The following is a 789-nucleotide window of genomic DNA, read 5'->3' on the forward strand; positions in this document are numbered from 1 at the left end:
TTCAGAACCGTGCATGAGATTTTCACCTCACACGGCTCCTAGTTCAGCCGTCTCGTTGTCATGAGTACGACTCTTGCCTTGACTGCCATCTACAGCAGTCTTGGCATCGTGACAGTGGCGGTGCAACAATTGGAGGTTTTTGTAATCATCCTTTCCACCTAGGCATCTAGGGATGATGTGGTCGGTTTCCAATTGGTCTTCAATAGTGAAGTGTTGCCCGCACCATTTGCATTTGCCTTTCTGGTCTTTTAGTAGTTTGGCTTCTCGGTTCGAGATTTCTGGCGATTTCCCTCTCCTCGTTGCCCAGTAGACCCAATTTCCGTCATACATCGATGCGTTCGGTCTGACCAGCGTGTGGTAGACAATAGGAGTCCAGGCGTGTTTTTGGAGTCGTAAACCATCCTTAGTTTGGAAAATCCACTTGTCCTTCCTTTCGTCCCCATTGCTCAGTTTTGCCATACCTGTTCGGTAGTATTTTCTAAGCGTTTTGTATTTGGCGTTTCCGCATCGTGATACTATCCATGCCCGCAATTGTTGCCGGAGTATATTATCTAGCTTGTTGAAAATCTCTGAGGAGACTACCCCTGAATAGTATCTTGCCCATCCTGTGATGATGGGATTAAGATGTTTAATCAGGGCGGCTTGAGGTGCTGTTTTATGTTTCCTAATCACCTCTTTCACCTTTTCGATGTGGGCTTTGATTGCTTCCTTGTCCGGTTTTATGTGGGTCTTGAAGCCGAGTAGACCTCTTCCCCCCGATTTCTTCCCGGATGTATGTTTTCCTTTTGG

General features: G+C 46.8%; 1 protein-coding gene. It reads right to left on the minus strand.

Translation table 11 applies throughout. The annotated features are described in order from the left end of the window. Nucleotides 1-27: 27 nt before the first annotated feature. The coding region (locus tag LKE08_RS08860; protein WP_324703856.1) for a group II intron maturase-specific domain-containing protein at nucleotides 28-789 on the minus strand (762 nt) is incomplete at its 5' end.

It is taken from the genome of Lyngbya sp. CCY1209, from assembly GCF_035615495.1.
GTDB lineage: Bacteria > Cyanobacteriota > Cyanobacteriia > Cyanobacteriales > Microcoleaceae > Limnospira.